Origin of the sequence: Vibrio sp. S457-15 (genome assembly GCF_000960545.1) — a bacterium.
In the GTDB taxonomy this organism is placed as follows: Bacteria; Pseudomonadota; Gammaproteobacteria; order Enterobacterales; family Vibrionaceae; genus Vibrio; species Vibrio parahaemolyticus.
In genome coordinates, this window is the sequence record NZ_JYOQ01000074.1 from 1 (window position 1) to 386 (window position 386).

Here is a 386-nt window from a genome sequence, read left to right on the forward strand (position 1 = left end):
GCAGTCTGCGCCACTGATCAACGTATTCAGGGGAAACGAATGTCCACGTGGCAAAGCTAGAAGCTGTGTCGAATAGTCGCATACGACAAATTGGCTGGTGTGTCGCCAACCAAAATGTCTCCACTGCCTGAAAAACGTTGTAATACAGTGAGCAGTTGCCAGTCGGTAGCTAAAGACTAATTACTTGATAAGCCAGCAAAGTAAGAACCATCGTCATAGTAGCTAGCTGACAGTGTGAAACGATTAAATGCGGCTAAACCAAAACTCACATCGGCATAGAAGGTATTTTTAGTCAAGCTCAGGGTTTTAGCGTTCTGCGGCAAGTTGAGATAAGCAAGCGCGCTGTTGGCATCTTGAGGATTCGAGATAAACAACCAAGCACATCT

At 45.6% G+C, this 386-nt stretch carries 1 pseudogene; it reads right to left on the bottom strand.

From position 1 onward, the window contains the following. Window positions 1-56: 56 nt before the first annotated feature. Window positions 57-386 (bottom strand): annotated as a pseudogene (locus tag UF05_RS24360) (hypothetical protein); the annotation flags it as partial.